The organism is Sphingomonas sp. LM7, assembly GCF_002002925.1.
Taxonomy (GTDB): Bacteria; Pseudomonadota; Alphaproteobacteria; order Sphingomonadales; family Sphingomonadaceae; genus Sphingomonas.
Window position 1 is genome coordinate 3990912 of sequence record NZ_CP019511.1, and the last position, 15731, is coordinate 4006642.

Below are 15731 nucleotides of genomic sequence, written 5' to 3' on the forward strand. Positions count from 1 at the left end.
CGCAGCCGTCGCACTCCGTTGGGGCGTTACGGAGCCGTCCGCGCCGCCCGCGCAATAACCGGCCGCGACGCCCTTCCCATGGCGGCCGCATCTGCTATGCGCGCTGGGCATGGACCATCATGCCGATTCAATCCTGATCATCGATTTCGGGAGCCAGGTGACCCAGCTTATCGCGCGCCGCGTGCGCGAAGCCGGAGTCTATAGCGAGATCGCTCCCTTCAATTCCGCCGCCGAGGCTTTCGAGCGGATGCAGCCAAAGGGGATCATCCTCTCTGGCTCACCCGCCTCGGTGCTCGACGAAGGCAGCCCGCGCGTGCCGCAGGTTATCTTCGATTCGGGGCTGCCGATCCTCGGCATCTGCTATGGCCAGCAAGTGATGATGCACCAGCTGGGCGGCACCGTGCAGCTTGGCGATTCGGGCGAGTTCGGGCTCGCCTTCATCGACATCCAGGACAGCTGCGTGCTGTTCGACGGGCTATGGGCCGAAGGCGAGAGCCACCAGGTGTGGATGAGCCACGGCGACAAGGTCACCGATCTGGCCCCGGGCTTCCGTCCCGTTGCGGTGAGCCCCGGCTCGCCCTTCGCCGTCGTCGCCGACGATGCGCGCCGCTATTACGCCACCCAGTTCCACATGGAGGTGGTCCACACCCCCGACGGCGCGAAGTTGCTCGCCAATTTCGTTCGTCATGTCTGCGGCCTCCAAGGCCATTGGACGATGGCCGAGTTCCGCGCCGCCAAGATCGCCGAGATCCGCGAACAGGTCGGCACCGGCCGGGTGATCTGCGGGCTTTCGGGCGGAGTCGATTCGGCGGTCGCCGCGGTGCTGATCCACGAGGCGATCGGCGAGCAGCTCACTTGCGTGTTCGTCGATCACGGATTGTTGCGCGCAGGGGAGGCCGATCAGGTCGTCAGCCTGTTCCGCGGCCATTACAACATCCCGCTGGTCCATGTGAACGCCGAGACGCTGTTCCTCAATGGCCTCGCCGGCGTCAGCGATCCAGAGGCCAAGCGCAAGTTCATCGGCAAGACGTTCATCGAAGTGTTCGAGGAGGAAGCGAAGAAGATCGGCGGCGCCGATTTCCTCGCGCAGGGCACGCTCTATCCGGACGTGATCGAAAGCGTCAGCTTCACCGGTGGGCCGTCGGTGACGATCAAGAGCCACCACAATGTCGGTGGCCTGCCCGAGCGGATGAACATGAAGCTTGTCGAGCCGCTGCGCGAATTGTTCAAGGACGAGGTTCGCGCGCTCGGTCGCGAACTGGGCCTGCCGGACATCTTCGTCGGCCGTCACCCGTTCCCGGGACCCGGCCTTGCGATCCGCATTCCCGGCGAAGTCACGAAGGAACGCTGCGACATCCTGCGCAAGGCCGACGCGATCTATCTCGAGGAAATCCGCAACGCGGGGCTCTACGACGCGATCTGGCAGGCGTTCGCGGTGCTGCTGCCGGTGCGTACCGTCGGCGTGATGGGCGACCATCGCACCTATGATTACGTGCTGGCGTTGCGCGCGGTGACATCGACCGACGGGATGACTGCGGTCGCCTTCCAGTTCCCCGGCGATTTCCTGCCACGCGTCGCAACGCGGATCGTCAACGAAGTCCGCGGGATCAACCGCGTGACCTACGACTATACGTCGAAGCCGCCCGGCACGATCGAATGGGAATGACGCGCTCCGCGTCATTCTGCGCTGCAAGGCCCCGTGCGATACAGGCCGCGCTAGTACTTTCCGTGATGCTGGCAGGCTGCGGCGCCGAGCCTGAACCCAACGCAGCCGAATCGATCGTGCTCCACGGCAACGCCGAAGAGCTGATCGTGCCCAAGCCGGCGCCCGAAGCGAATATCGCCAATGCGGTCGCGGCGGCGGCACCTGCGGTCAACCTCGCGCCCGACGGCCTGAGCGTGGCGCTCACCGGCGGCGCGACGCGCCTTGTCCCCTTCGGCATGCCGCGCGAAGCGGCGACACAGATGATCGCGGGCGTGATCGGCAATCCGATCGAGCAGGGCGACAATCAGGAATGCGGCGCCGGCGCGTTGGGCTTTGCCAGCTTTCGCGAAGGGCTCGGCCTCTATTTCCAGGGCGGCAAGTTCGCCGGCTGGGATCTCGACGGACGCGAAGGCGGCCGCTTTGCCACTGCGGCCGGGCTCGGCATCGGCTCGGCTCGCACGCAGCTGGAATCCGCGAGCAAGGTCGAGATCGAGGATTCCACCATCGGCATCGAATTCCGCGCTGGCGGACTCTCCGGCCTTCTCAGCGCGCGCGATCCCAGCGGCGAGGTCACCAATCTCTGGGCCGGCGTGACGTGCATCGCCCGCTGATCGAGGCTGCAACGTCCGACGACGCGACCGCGGTGGTCGCGCTATGGCGGATGTGCGAACTCACGCGCCCGTGGAACGACCCCGCCGCCGATTTCGCCCTGGCCCTCGATAGCGAAAGCTCGGCGGTGCTGGTCGCGCAGGGTTCCGACGGTATTGGCGGCAGCATCATGGTCGGCTTCGACGGTCATCGCGGCTGGGTCTATTATCTCGCAGTCGCGCCGGACCGCCGCGGCGAGGGGCTCGGCCGCGCGCTCATGGCCGCCGCCGAGGACTGGCTCCGTGCCCGCGGCGCCCCCAAGATCCAGCTCATGGTCCGCGAGGACAACCACGCCGCGCTCGGCTTCTACCGGGCACTCGGGCTCGAGCGGCAAAAGGTCGTTACGCTGGGCCGCTTCCTGAAGGACGATGCATGACCGTCACCATGTACGGCATCAAGAATTGCGACACGATCAAGAAGGCGCGTGCGTGGCTCGACGCCAACGCTGTCACCTTTGATTTTCACGACTACAAGATCGCCGGCGCGGACGCCGCCCGGCTCGCGCGCTGGATCGAGGCCGAGGGCTGGGAGACCGTGCTCAACCGCGCCGGTACCACCTTCCGCAGGCTTCCCGATGCGGACAAACAGGGCCTGGACGCCGAGAAAGCGATAGCGCTGATGCTGGCGCAGCCCTCGATGATCAAGCGCCCGGTGCTAGAATATCCCGGCGGGGTGCTGATCGGCTTCGCGTCCGATCGCTATGCCCGCGCGCTGCTCTGAAAGCCGTAGCGGGGTCGTTTGATTTCCGTTACGTTCTCGCTTGCAGAAAATTGCAGGCGGGGAGGGATGCGTGGCAACCTATCTTAAGCAGCGGCAGCCGGGTTGGTTCGTGATCGTGGCAGTGGTTCTGCTGCTGTGGGGGCTGCTGGGATGCGCCGCCTTCTACATGCACGTCACGCTGGGGCCCGCAGTCGATCCCGCCGCCACCGATTGGGACCGCGCTTATTATGCAGCGCTGCCGGTCTGGTTCAATCCGGTTTACGCCGCCGCGGTCGGGGGAGGGGTACTCGGCTCGATCGCGCTGCTGCTCCGCTCGCGCTTCGCCCAGCTGTTCTATATCGTCTCGCTGATCGCGGTGGTCGTCCAGTTCGGATATGTCTTCCTCGGCACGGACATGCTGGCGCACAAGAGCCTGGGCGCCACGCTGCCCTTCCCGCTGTTCATCGCGGCGGTCGCGGTATTCCAGATCTGGCTCGCGAAGCTTGCCGCGCGCCGCGGCTGGCTTTCCTGACCGCCCACTCGCTGGCGCGGCCGTGCGCGAGCGACTAGAGCAGCCCCCATGTCCACCTACACGCTCGACACCGGCACCAGCCGCGCCAATCCCACGCCCGCCCCGATGAAGCGGCTCACCGTGCCTGCGATCCGCAATCGCAAGGGCAAGGAGCCGGTGGTGATGCTCACTGCCTACACCACGCGGATGGCACAGCTGCTCGATCCGCATTGCGACGTGCTGCTGGTCGGCGACAGCTTGGGACAGGTGATCTACGGCCTGCCATCGACGCTGCCGGTGACGCTGGACATGATGATCGCCCACGGTGCCGCAGTGGTCCGCGGCAGCTATCATTCGGTGGTAATCGTCGACATGCCATTCGGCAGCTATGAGGCGAGCCCCGAGCGCGCCTTCGAATCGGCCGCGCGCGTGCTCGCCGAAACCGGCGCCGCCGGCGTTAAGCTCGAAGGCGGCACCGCGATGGCGCCGGTGGTCGAGTTCCTCACGCGTCGCGGCATTCCGGTAATGGGGCATATCGGGCTCACGCCCCAGGCGGTGAATGCGCTCGGCGGCTATGGCGCGCGCGGCCGCAGCAATGCCGAGCACGCCAGCATCCTCGACGATGCACGGGCAATTGCCGACGCCGGCGCATTCGGCATGGTGGCCGAGGGGATCGTCGAAGGACTTGCCAACGAAGTCACCGCCGCGGTGTCGGTTCCGGTGATCGGCATCGGCGCGTCGGCGCAGTGCGACGGCCAGGTGCTCGTGACCGAGGACATGCTCGGCCTGTTCGAGCGCACGCCGCGCTTCGTGAAGCGCTATGACGACCTTGCTGGCCGCATTTCCGCCGCGGTTGAGACCTATGCCGCGCAAGTCCGGGCGCGGGACTTTCCGGGCGCCGAACAGGTCTATCCGGCGCGCACTTGAGCCGCTAGCGAGCATGCTTCCCCTAGGCGGTGCCCGCGGCTAAGGTCCGCGCCCGCAGCACACCCCATGGAGTCACTCTTGGCGCTTCCTCCCTCCGCTACCACTGACGAAGCCTTTCTGCGCGAAGTCGATGAGGAATATCGCCGCGATCAGGCGATGGGAATCCTGCGCAGCTATGGCCGCTGGATCCTCGTCGCCGTGGTGGTGGCGCTGGTCGCGCTGGGCGGCTGGCTCTATTGGCAGCACCACCGCGATAGCCGCGCCGGCACGCAGGGCGAGCAATATGACGCCGCGATGCGTCTGGTCGAGGCGAACCAAGCCGACAAGGCGCTGCCCGAGCTCGGCAAGGTCGCGGCTTCCAGCGGCGAAGGCTATGCCGCGATGGCGCAGATCGCCGAGGGCAATCTGCTGCTCCAGAAAAACGATGCGAAGGGCGCCGCAGCCAAGTTCGCCCAGGTCGCGGGCAATGCGAAGTACGAGCAGCCTTTCCGCGACCTCGGGCTGGTCCGCCAGACCGTCGCCGAATATGACACCCTCAAGCCCCAGGCCGTGATCGATCGCCTCAAGGGGCTGACCAATCCCAATTCGCCATGGCTCGGCACTGCCGGCGAGCTCGTCGCCGCGGCCTATCTTAAGGCGGGCAACCGCGCCGAGGCCGGCCGCCTCTATGGGCAGATCGCACAGGGTGGCGAGAAGGTGCCCGAATCGATCCGTCAACGCGCGGTTCAGCTGGCGGGCGTACTCGGTGTCGATGCCATCGATCAGTCGAAGGAAACCAAGGCTAAATGAATAACAAGGTGAGGGTGGCTGCCGCTCTCGCGGCGCTTGCGATGGTGAGTGGCTGCGGAGTCTTCAAAGGCGGCGGCAAGAAAACCCCCGTGCTCGGCGAGCGCGTGCCGATCCTGGTCTCGGAAAGCGACGTCGTTGCCGACAAGACGCTCACCGGCGTCGAGGTGCTGCTGCCCGAAGCGGCGGCCAATGACGGCTGGCGTCAGCCCGGCGGCAACGCGGCCAAGTCGATGGGCCATCTCGCGCTGGGCGCCAGCCCGACGCGGATCTGGTCGAAGGACGTCGCCAAGCCTTCCAAGAAGGAGCGCATGGCGGCTTCCCCGGTGGTGTCCGAGAACAAGCTCTATGTGATCGACACCGGCGGTGTCGTTCATGCGATGGCGGCGGATACCGGCGCGGAACTGTGGCGCGCCAACACCTATAACGAAGAAGGCAACAAGGGCGCGCGCTTCGGCGGCGGTGTCAGCGTCGAGGGCGAGCGCGCGTTCGCGAGCAACGGTCTTGGCGACGTGGTTGCGCTCAACACCGCCGACGGCACCGTGCTCTGGCGCAAGCGTCCGGGCGGTCCGCTGCGCGGCGCGCCGACGCTGGCCAACGGCAACGCCTATGTCGTAACGCAGGACAATCAGTTGTTCGCGCTGTCGCAGGACACCGGCGAGATCGGCTGGACGGTCTCGGCCAGCCTCGAATCGCAGGGCGTGTTCGGCGTCGCCGCTCCGGCGTCGGCGCAGGGCACCGTGGTCGCAGGCTTCTCGTCGGGCGAGCTTAATGCCTATCGCTACGAAAATGGCCGTTCGCTGTGGGACGTGGTGCTTTCGCGCACCTCGATGTCGACCTCGGTCTCGTCGCTGTCCGATATCGATGCCGAGCCGGTGATCGACCAGGGCCGCGTCTATGCGATCGGGCAGGGCGGCCGCATGGTCGCGATGGACATCGCCAGCGGTAATCCGCTGTGGGAACAGACCATCGCCGGCATCTCGACGCCTTGGGCGGCGGGCGAATGGCTGTTCGTCGTGACCGACGACGCCCGGCTGCTCGCGATCGCGCGCGGCACCGGCAAGATCCGCTGGATCTCGCAGCTGCGCCGCTTCAAGAACGAGAAGAAGTCCAAGGGGCCGATCGCCTGGGTCGGTCCGGTGCTGGCAGGCGGCCGTCTGGTGCTCGGCAACAGCGAGGGCGAGATCGTCTTCGCCTCGCCGGCCGATGGCAGCATTACCTCGACGATGGACGTCAAGGAATCGATCACGCTTCCGCTCACGGTAGCGAACAACACGCTCTACGTCCTCGACGACAAGGGCCGGTTGAGCGCGTACCGCTGATCTGTTCCCCTTCCTGACAGGAAGGGGCTAGGGTGGGTTAGTAACGGGTGGGGCTCGATGCCCCGCCCGTTACTTTGTTTATGCCGCCCGTTGAGTCTATTAGGCGCGCAGACGCGCGCACCCACCCCCAGCCCCTCCCTGCCAGCAGGAAGGGGAGTGAGTTAGAACATGCCCCTTCCCATCGTCGCCATCATCGGACGCCCGAATGTCGGCAAGTCGACGCTGTTCAACCGGCTGGTCGGCAAGCGGCTTGCGCTGGTCGACGACCAGCCCGGCGTGACGCGCGATCGCCGCGAAGGCGACGCGAACCTGCTCGGGCTCGAATTCCGGGTGATGGATACCGCGGGCTATGAGGACAAGGACGTCGCGACGCTCCCCGGCCGGATGCGCGCGCAGACCGAGGCGGCTGTGCGCGACGCCGATGTCTCGCTGTTCCTGATCGATGCCCGCGCCGGCGTGACTCCGCTCGACGAGGAAATCGCCCGCTGGCTGCGCAGCACCGATCGTCCGGTCGTGCTGATGGCGAACAAGGCGGAAGGCCGCGCCGGCGAGGCTGGGATCCTGGAGGCGATGGCACTGGGTCTCGGCGATCCGATCCCCTTCTCGGCCGAGCATGGCGAAGGCGTCGCCGACCTGTTCGAGGCGCTGCTTCCGCATGTCGAGCGTGACGAGGACGACCAGGACGAGGCCGAAGATCCCGAATCGCCCGATGCCCCGCTCAAGCTAGCGATCGTCGGCCGCCCCAATGCGGGCAAGTCGACATTGGTCAACAAGCTGCTCGGCGAAGACCGGATGATCACCGGCCCGGAGGCGGGGATCACCCGCGATTCGATCGCGATCGACTGGGAATGGCCCGATGCGGAAGGCAATCTCCGGGCGGTCCGCCTGATCGACACCGCCGGCATGCGCAAGCGTGCCAAGATCGAGGAGAAGCTCGAAAAGCTCTCGGTGATGGACGCGATGCGCGCGATCGACTTTGCCGAGGTCGTGGTGCTGCTGCTCGACGCCACCCGCGGGCTGGAGGTCCAGGACCTCAAGATCGCGGATCGTGCGCTCCAGGAAGGCCGTGCGCTCGTCATCGCGCTCAACAAATGGGATGTGGCGGAGAACGCCTCCAGCTTGTTCAACGGCGTCAAGGGCGCCCTCGACGAGGGACTGGCGCAGGTCAAGGGCGTGCCGCTGCTCACTGTCTCGGCGGCGACCGGCAAGGGCCTCGACATGCTGATGAAGGTCGCCTTCGAGACTCGCGATGCCTGGTCGCGTCGCGTATCGACCGGCCAGCTCAATCGCTGGTTCGAACGCGCGATCGAAGCCAATCCGCCGCCTGCGCCCGGCGGCAAGCGGATCAAGCCGCGCTACGTCACCCAGAACAAGTCGCGCCCGCCCAGCTTCATCCTGTTCGGCACGCGCGTCGATCTGCTGCCGGTCAGCTATCAGCGCTATCTGATCAACAGCCTGCGCAAGGAATTCGATTTCGGCGCGGTGCCGGTGCGGCTCACGCTGCGCGCGTCCAAGAACCCGTTCGACCACGACAAGAAGTAGCTTCCGTAGCGTCACCACGGGCAGCATCAACGGCCTGTTTACATTCCAGACCTATCATCGCTTCGGTACCATCGGGGGGTACGCAGTCGGGGTATGGATGTGACGATCGGCAATGATTCGTTGGTGAACTGGGAAAGCTTCCAGCAGGCCCGCTCCGAACTGGGCGCAAACTTCGTGCGCATTCTCGGCTATTTCCGCGAGGACGGCATCAAGTCGGTCGATCGGATCGAAGATGCGATGCGCAGCCAGAACGCCACGGCGATGGTGATCCCCGCACACACGCTCAAGGGCGAGGCGCGTCAGTTCGGCGCCGATCCGCTGTCCGATATCGCAGAGACGATCGAGATGATCGCCCGGGGCTGCATCGAGCGCCGCGAAACGCCCACCGAGGCGCTGGAGCACGTTGTCAAGCTGCGCCCGCTGTTCGAGACCACGCTCGACTTGCTCGAACGCGAAGCCAACCCCCTAGTCGCGCGCAAGCCGGTAGCCGCGTTCGGACGCCGCCCGGTTCTCTGAACCGACGTTAAAGCCCCGTGCTCCTGCGAAATCAGGAGCCCGGCGCCGCAAGTGCATCGTTCGTGGCTCCAGGCTCCTGCTTTCGCAGGAGAACAGAGATCCTAGCTCACTTCTTCGGGCTTGCTGTTGAGCTGGATGTAATTCTCCAGCCCCATCCGCGCGATCATGTCGAACTGGCGCTCGAGCGTGTCGATATGCTCTTCCTCGCTCTCGAGGATCCAGCGGAACAGGTCGCGGCTGACATAGTCGCGCACCGTCTCGCAATGCGCGATCGCGTCGCGTAGCACGGCGACGGCCTCGACTTCCACCGCCAGGTCGGCGCGAAGAATCTCCTCGACGGTCTCGCCGATGCGTAGCCGGCCGAGCAGCTGGAAATTCGGCAGGCCTTCGAGGAACAGAATGCGCTCCGCCACCTTGTCGGCGTGCTTCATCTCGTCGATCGATTCGTGGCGCTCATGCTCGGCGAGCTTCTTGACGCCCCAATTGTCGAGCAGCCGGTAATGCAGCCAATATTGGTTGATCGCGGTCAGCTCGTTGCGGAGCACCTCGTTGAGATATTCGAGGACTTTTGCGTCGCCCTTCATGGCAGTCATTCCCTATGCTTGATAGGGAGGCCATAGCGCTAAAACAGAGCGCAGAAAACCGCAGAAATCCGCGGTTTTTTAATTGATAACGTTACGCAGCCGCACGCTCGTTATTGATAATCTCACGCGCGAACGGAACGCATTGCCCGCATTTCGGGCTGCGTCCAAGCGCACGATAGGCCTGGCACGCACTCGTCGCGCCGTTACGCGCCGCGGCGCGCACATCATGCTCACGGATTGCATTGCAAACGCAGACGACCATCGGACCCTCACGCTACGATTTGAGGGATGTACGGCTACTGAGAGCGATTCGCAAGGGTATTGCGAGGCATTCGCAGTTATACAGAGGCGGAGCCGCGGAGTGGCTGCCGGCGTCCGCGTGCCAGACTGCGCCAAAGCCACTCGAACGGCCCGAATCGAAAGCGGGCGAGCCACGGCCTCGACCAGAGCAGCATCCCCGCCCAGATCGCCGCGACGACGAGGTAGAGCTGCCAGCGCGACAAGTGGCCAAACCAGCCTAGCCCATAGCCGTAGAACAGCGTCGTGCAGATCAGGCTGGTGGCGAGATAATTGGTGAACGCCATCCGCCCCGCTGCGCCGAGCCTGGTCGTCAGCGCGCCGCCGGGACGCGCGAGCAGCAGGATCAGGCAGATCCAGCCGGCGATCATCAACGGGCGAATCGGCACGACCAGGGTCAGCGCGCCGAGCGCAACGGGAAACACCCCGAACTGCGAGGCTACCAGCCATGCCGCGATCGCCAGTTCGATCGGCAGAGCGATGCCCCAGCATAGGGCCAGCCAGCGCCGGTAGCGCTCGCGCGGCCATTCCCCGCGGAGCATGCCGCTGCGCAGGGCCGCCATGCCGAACAGCATATAGGCCAGCGTCTCCGGGCCGTAGAACCACAACATCAGCAGCGGCGAGGTGGCATTCTCCGCAAAGCGCTCGCGCAGGATGCCGGCATAGTCGCCGCGATACAGCGCCAGCTCGCGCCCGATCTCGGCGGCGGGAGGCACGCCCAGGATCGACGAGAATGCCTCCGTACCTTCCTGGCTTTGCACGGCGAGGGGCACCACCGCGAACAGCGTCGTGGTCGCCGCAATCAGCATCCCGCCCAGCACCAGCATCCGCGGCACCGGCAAGTCGCGCAGGCCGAAGGCGAGCATGCCTAGCAGCGCGTAATGCGTCAGGATGTCGCCCTTCCAGACCAGCCACAAATGCGCGCACCCGAACGCCAGCAGCCACAGCATCCGGCGATAATGCACCGACGACGCACTTTGGCTATTGGCCTCGGCGCGTTCGGCGACGAGCAGCATCGACGCGCCGAACAGGAACGAGAACAGCCCGCGCATCTTGCCGTCGAACAGCACGAAGTTCACCAGCCACGCGACGAGGTCGGCGCCGTGCCAGCCGCCATAGGCGCGCGGCGTGACATACGCCGCCTCGGGCATGCCGAAGCTGACGATGTTGAGCAGCAAAATGCCAAGCACCGCGACTCCGCGGACGATATCGAGCGCGGCAAGGCGCGCATTGCCGTCGGTCGGCGGGCTCACATCCATGCGGCTGGCTACAGCCAGCTGGCGATCTGCTCCAGCGACTTCTTTTCGAGCGCGTGCGCGGGGATGGTCGCGTCCTCGCCCGGATGGCCCGCGACGATCACCATTGCCGGCTTTTCGTGATCGGGTCGGCGGCAGATGCGGTTGAGGAAGCGCATCGGGCTGGGCGTGTGGACCAATGTCGCAACGCCGGCCTGGTGCAGCGTCGCGAGCAGCAATCCGCAGGCAATGCCGACGCTCTCGGTGACATAGTAATTCTGCTTGAGATTGTCGGGATCGGGTCCGCCGCGGCGCTGCGCGAAGACGACGATCAGCCAGGGCGCGATCTCGAGAAACGGCTTGTCGGCGCCGGTGCCGAGTGGCGACAAGGCGTCGAGCCACTCGCTGCCGGCGCGGCCGTTGTAAAAGGCGCGTTCTTCCTCTTCGGCGGCGACGCGGATCGCGCACTTCGCCTCGATCGAGGAGACGACCGAGAAGTGCCAGGGCTGGCGGTTGGCGCCGCTGGGTGCCGATCCGGCTGCAGCCAGCGCCGCTTCGATCACGTCGCGCGGCACCGGGTCTTCGCTGAACATCCGGCAGCTGCGCCGCGAGGCCATGGCGTCGCGAAACGACCGCGCGCGTGTGACGCGTTCGCTATCGGTCAGATGCGGATATGGCTGCCACGGCAGCGCCTCACGATGCGGCATATTCAGGATCGTGCACAAATGCGCGCTGGAAATCCAGTCAGCTGTTTTCCGGAGGCATATGATTATCCTTTCGTATCACTAGTTTGAGCCCGGACCATGTCGCGTCGACCGCACATACCTTGATATCGACCAGCCCGCGCGGGAATGCGACTTCGCGGATCACGTCTTCCGTAACGTCGGTTTCGACCTTCGCCGCCTTTTTCGGCCACGAAACCCAGATGAAGCCATTGGGAATCAGCAGCGGCTGCACCGCGGCAAGCTCGCGCTCCAGCCTGGCGCGTTCGGTGACGAACAGGTGAACGCATTGCAGCCCGTCCGACGCGGTGGGCTGCTCTTCGACCTCGGCGCCTTCGGGATCGATCTCGGCGCGCACGCTGTCGGGCATGTTGTGGAACCAGCAGCGCATGCCGCGCTTGAGCCCCAGTTTGTCGGCGAGCGGCGTGTCAGAATAGCCTGCGGTCATGGGCGTGCCCTCCGAGCACGCACCTTAGAGGCAATCACCGCATGGGGAAGCCCCCACGCGGCTCAGGCCAGCGCGGCGTCTTCACCCATCAGCGCAGGGAAGAACCCTTCGTGCGCCGTGCGCAGATCGGCGAGGCTGACCGTCCAGTCGCCCTCGTCGAGTTCGAAGATCATCCGGTCCTTGATCGTGCGGCCCAGCGGGTCGGCGGGGACGTCGGCCTTGTGTGCAGCGACCATGAAGTCGGCGAGGCACGAATCGCACACGGTAACGAGGTAGAGGCCCTGATCTTCGCCGAACAGCGATCCGGCGATGCCGAAGGGCTGCGGCTCGGTCATCAGCACGCCGATATTCGATGCCAGCGCCATCTCGGCCAGCGCGACCGCGAGGCCGCCGTCCGACACATCGTGGCACGCAGTGATCGCGCCGTTCTGGATCTGCTCTCGGATGAAGTCGCCGGTGCGGCGCTCTGCAGCTAGATCGACCGTGGGCGGGGGGCCGTCCTCGCGGCCATGGATCTCGCGCAGCCAGATCGACTGGCCCAGATCGCCGCCGCGCTCGCCGATCGCGAGGATCGTGTCACCCACGCCCTTGAAGGCGATGGTGCAGCTCTTCGACCAGTCGGCGAGCAGCCCGAGCCCGCCGATCGCCGGCGTGGGAAGGATCGCCGATCCGCCGCCGGTCGCCTTGCTCTCATTGTAGAGGCTGACATTGCCCGAGACGATCGGGAAGTCGAGCGCGACGCACGCTTCGCTCATGCCTTCGAGGCAGCCGACGATCTGGCCCATGATCTCGGGGCGCTGCGGGTTGGCGAAGTTGAGGCAGTTGGTCACTGCGAGCGGATTGGCGCCGACCGACGTCAGGTTGCGCCACGCCTCGGCGACTGCCTGCTTGCCGCCCTCTACGGGGTCGGCAAAGCAATAGCGCGGCGTGCAATCGGTGGTGATCGCCAGGCCCTTCTGCGTGCCGTGGACGCGCACCACCGCGGCGTCGCCGCCCGGGCGCTGGACGGTGTCGGCGCCGACCATGTGGTCATATTGTTCCCAGATCCAGCGGCGGCTGGCGATGTCGGGCGAACCCATCAGCTTGATCAGATCGGCCGCCGGATCGGCGCTCTCGGGCACGTCGGTCAGCGCCGCGCGCTTGGGCGTCGGCACATGCGGGCGATCGTAGAGCGGCGCTTCGTCCGCCAGCGGGGCGAGCGGAATATCGGCTACCGTATCGCCCTTCCACTTGAGCACCATCCGGCCGGTGTCGGTGACATGCCCGATCACGGCGAAATCGAGCTCCCACTTCCGGAAGATCGCCTCGGCGAAATCCTCGCGGCCGGGCTTGAGCACCATGAGCATCCGCTCCTGGCTCTCGCTCAGCATCATCTCGTACGGCGTCATGCCGGTCTCGCGCTGGGGAACGTCGTCCATTACCAGCTCGATGCCGACGCCGCCCTTGCTCGCCATCTCGACCGACGACGAAGTCAGCCCCGCGGCGCCCATGTCCTGGATCGCGACGATTGCGTCGGACGCCATCAGCTCGAGGCAGGCCTCGATCAACAGCTTCTCGGTAAAGGGATCGCCAACCTGGACGGTGGGACGCTTCTCATCCGAATCCTCGCCGAAGTCGGCCGAGGCCATCGTCGCGCCGTGGATGCCGTCGCGGCCGGTCTTCGAGCCGACATAGACGATCGAATTGCCGATGCCCGAGGCGGCCGAATAGAAGATCTTGTCGGTCTGCGCGACGCCGACGGTCATCGCGTTGACCAGGATGTTGCCGTCATAGGCCGGGTGGAAGTTCACTTCGCCTCCGACGGTCGGCACGCCGACGCAATTGCCATAACCGCCGATGCCGTGGACCACGCCGGCGATCAGATGGCGCATCTTGGGATGATCGGGCCGGCCGAAACGCAGCGCGTTCAGGTTGGCCACCGGCCGCGCGCCCATCGTGAACACGTCGCGCAGGATGCCGCCCACGCCGGTTGCCGCGCCCTGATAGGGCTCGATGTAGCTCGGATGGTTATGGCTCTCCATCTTGAAGATCGCCGCCTGCCCGTCGCCGATATCGACCACGCCCGCATTCTCGCCGGGGCCGCAGATCACTTGCGGGCCTTCGGTCGGCAGCTTCTTCAGATGGATGCGGCTCGATTTGTAGCTGCAATGCTCGGACCACATGACCGAGAAAATGCCCAGCTCGGTCAGATTGGGCTCGCGCCCCATCGCGTGCAGGACGCGCTCATATTCCTCGGGGGACAGGCCGTGCTCGGCGACGATCTCGGGCGTGATCTGAGTCATGCGGTGCCCTTAGCGAGGCCTGTCCGTCGCGTCACCTAGGCAGATGCGCTCTCATGCTTTCCTCCACGGCTTGCGCAGCCGGCGGAACAGCCCGCCGTTGCTCATCGGCTCGAACAGATCCTCCGGGTTCTCCGGATCGAGCACTTCGTTATCGGCCAGCCAGACGGTCACTGCGTCTAGGTCAGGCGTCTCATACGGGCGCAGCGAGCGGCCGTCGCGGTGGCGGAGCAGTTCGATCGCGCCGATCAGCGATCCCTGGTCGGCGATCATGCGAGTAATCTCTTCCGGCGTGCAGCCGAGATGCTCGGCGAGCAGATCGTCGCGGATCGCGGCGATCTGCGTGCAAACCAGGTCGCCGAGCTCGGCGCATTCGATCGTAACGTCGCATTCGGTGTCGAGCCGCAGCGAGCGGTTGTTGAAGTTCGACGAGCCCACGCGCAGCGCCGTGTCGTCGACCACGAACACCTTGGCATGGACGTAGATCGCCTCGCCCGCGGCGGTGAACGGATGATAGATCCGCAGTCGGCTATGCCTGTCGCGGCGGCGCAGCGCCTCGACCAGCCGGGCGCGGGCGGTGTCCATCGCCACTTGCTCGAGCCAGCCATCGGCGGCCTGCGGGTTGACGATGACTATCTCGGGGCCGTCTTCCTCGTCGAGCCGGCGGGCGATCGCCTCGGCGATCCGGCGCGAGGCGAAATACTGGCTCTCGGCATAGATCGTTCGCCGCGCCCGCGCGATCAGGTCGAGATAGAGTTGCTCGATCTCGTGGACTGCATCGACGCGATCGGTCTCGGGCTGGGTGCGCGAAATCGCAGCGGGCACGTCGGTGAAGTGCGGCGTCAGGCATTCCGGCCAGCAGGCGTCGCTGGGCGGCGGCGGGGCGATCGGCTTGCCGCCGGCAAGCGCCCAGCGTTCGCGGCAGAGTTCGCCGAGTGCCCGTGCGATCGGCCCTTGCAGCGCCGTCGTCGCATCATGCCACGGCATGTAGCGCGATCCGTCGGGATCGACCCGGTGAGGCTCGTCGTCGCGATGCGCGCGGGTGTCCCAGCGTCCGCGGGTCATGTCGATGCCGCCGCAGAATGCCAGGCAATCGTCGATGACGACGATTTTCTGGTGGTGCGAAGCGGCGGGCGGGTGGTTGCTGTCGAGCTTGGGATGGATCCGCGGGTGGAGCGTCCAGCGCGTGATCGTCGCCAGCGTGCGGGCGTGGAGGATCGACTTGAGCCCGCCAATGTCCCAGCGCAGCAGATGAATGTCGAGCGCGGGGTTGCGCCGCGCCAGCCAGGTGATGAACGCGCCGACCTGCCCGGGCGCGTCGGGCGCTTCCTCGGGCGGATCGGCCAGTCGGATGCGCGCGTCGAAGTCCCAGCCGATCAGCAGGATCTGGTGGCGCGCCTTGAGCATCGCGTCGCGCGCGGCGCGGAAATAATCCTCCGCATCGACGATGACCGACATCCGTTCGGCATGCTCGACTCGCCAGGCATTTGCGCCCGGCCGAATGACCTTG

The 15731-nt window shown here is 66.0% G+C and carries 17 protein-coding genes; 10 read left to right on the forward strand and 7 right to left on the reverse strand.

Features of this window, described 5'->3' with window-relative positions:
- Positions 1 to 109 precede the first annotated feature (109 nt).
- From guaA to BXU08_RS18625, 10 genes are all read left to right on the forward strand, one after another.
- Positions 110 to 1666 carry a glutamine-hydrolyzing GMP synthase gene (guaA, locus tag BXU08_RS18585; RefSeq protein WP_077511544.1) on the forward strand — a complete coding sequence of 519 codons (1557 nt, stop codon included), beginning with the start codon at positions 110 to 112 and terminating at the stop codon, positions 1664 to 1666.
- 65 nt (positions 1667 to 1731) lie between these two features.
- A complete protein-coding gene (locus tag BXU08_RS20405; RefSeq protein WP_253190440.1) occupies positions 1732 to 2316 on the forward strand; it encodes a hypothetical protein in 585 nt (194 codons plus the stop codon).
- Positions 2301 to 2729, forward strand: coding sequence for a GNAT family acetyltransferase (locus BXU08_RS20410; protein ID WP_376787764.1), 429 nt, complete (start codon positions 2301 to 2303; stop codon positions 2727 to 2729). The genes BXU08_RS20405 and BXU08_RS20410 overlap by 16 nt, the downstream gene beginning before the upstream one ends.
- Entirely contained in the window at positions 2726 to 3073 is a 348-nt protein-coding gene (locus tag BXU08_RS18595; RefSeq protein ID WP_077511548.1) for an ArsC family reductase, read from the forward strand. Before BXU08_RS20410 ends, BXU08_RS18595 begins: the two co-directional genes overlap by 4 nt.
- Before the next feature lie 70 nt (positions 3074 to 3143).
- Positions 3144 to 3584 carry a hypothetical protein gene (locus BXU08_RS18600; RefSeq protein WP_253190441.1) on the forward strand — a complete coding sequence of 147 codons (441 nt, stop codon included), beginning with the start codon at positions 3144 to 3146 and terminating at the stop codon, positions 3582 to 3584.
- A gap of 48 nt (positions 3585 to 3632) precedes the next feature.
- Positions 3633 to 4490 (forward strand): 3-methyl-2-oxobutanoate hydroxymethyltransferase, encoded by an 858-nt coding sequence (gene panB / locus BXU08_RS18605; protein ID WP_077511550.1) that lies wholly within the window; start codon positions 3633 to 3635, stop codon positions 4488 to 4490.
- Positions 4491 to 4568: 78 nt separating this feature from the next.
- Complete coding sequence (locus BXU08_RS18610) at positions 4569 to 5279, forward strand: tetratricopeptide repeat protein (RefSeq protein ID WP_077511552.1); 711 nt, start codon at positions 4569 to 4571, stop codon at positions 5277 to 5279.
- On the forward strand, positions 5276 to 6598 hold the full coding sequence (locus BXU08_RS18615; RefSeq protein ID WP_077511554.1) for a PQQ-like beta-propeller repeat protein: 1323 nt from the start codon (positions 5276 to 5278) through the stop codon (positions 6596 to 6598). The genes BXU08_RS18610 and BXU08_RS18615 overlap by 4 nt, the downstream gene beginning before the upstream one ends.
- 168 nt (positions 6599 to 6766) lie before the next feature.
- Positions 6767 to 8140 carry a ribosome biogenesis GTPase Der gene (gene der, locus BXU08_RS18620; protein WP_077511556.1) on the forward strand — a complete coding sequence of 458 codons (1374 nt, stop codon included), beginning with the start codon at positions 6767 to 6769 and terminating at the stop codon, positions 8138 to 8140.
- A gap of 93 nt (positions 8141 to 8233) precedes the next feature.
- The gene (locus BXU08_RS18625; protein ID WP_077511558.1) at positions 8234 to 8656 is read left to right on the forward strand and encodes an Hpt domain-containing protein; all 423 of its coding nucleotides are present in this window, start codon (positions 8234 to 8236) and stop codon (positions 8654 to 8656) included.
- A 101-nt stretch (positions 8657 to 8757) separates the two neighbouring features.
- On the opposite strand, the gene bfr is transcribed toward BXU08_RS18625, so the two are convergent.
- The 7 genes from bfr to BXU08_RS18660 form a co-directional block, all read right to left on the reverse strand.
- Entirely contained in the window at positions 8758 to 9240 is a 483-nt protein-coding gene (gene bfr, locus BXU08_RS18630; RefSeq protein ID WP_077512626.1) for a bacterioferritin, read from the reverse strand.
- A gap of 91 nt (positions 9241 to 9331) precedes the next feature.
- Positions 9332 to 9502, reverse strand: a complete 171-nt coding sequence (locus BXU08_RS18635; protein WP_077511560.1) for a bacterioferritin-associated ferredoxin — start codon at positions 9500 to 9502, stop codon at positions 9332 to 9334.
- 76 nt (positions 9503 to 9578) lie between these two features.
- Entirely contained in the window at positions 9579 to 10796 is a 1218-nt protein-coding gene (locus BXU08_RS18640) for a DUF418 domain-containing protein (RefSeq protein WP_077511562.1), read from the reverse strand.
- Between the two features lie 8 nt (positions 10797 to 10804).
- Complete coding sequence (locus tag BXU08_RS18645; RefSeq protein ID WP_077511564.1) at positions 10805 to 11479, reverse strand: nitroreductase family protein; 675 nt, start codon at positions 11477 to 11479, stop codon at positions 10805 to 10807.
- A 37-nt stretch (positions 11480 to 11516) separates the two neighbouring features.
- On the reverse strand, positions 11517 to 11942 hold the full coding sequence (locus BXU08_RS18650; RefSeq protein ID WP_077511566.1) for a DUF3052 family protein: 426 nt from the start codon (positions 11940 to 11942) through the stop codon (positions 11517 to 11519).
- A gap of 62 nt (positions 11943 to 12004) precedes the next feature.
- Positions 12005 to 14224, reverse strand: a complete 2220-nt coding sequence (gene purL, locus BXU08_RS18655) for a phosphoribosylformylglycinamidine synthase subunit PurL (RefSeq protein WP_077511568.1) — start codon at positions 14222 to 14224, stop codon at positions 12005 to 12007.
- Between the two features lie 51 nt (positions 14225 to 14275).
- A complete protein-coding gene (locus BXU08_RS18660; RefSeq protein ID WP_077512628.1) occupies positions 14276 to 15679 on the reverse strand; it encodes a phospholipase D-like domain-containing protein in 1404 nt (467 codons plus the stop codon).
- Between the last annotated feature and the right edge of the window lie 52 nt (positions 15680 to 15731).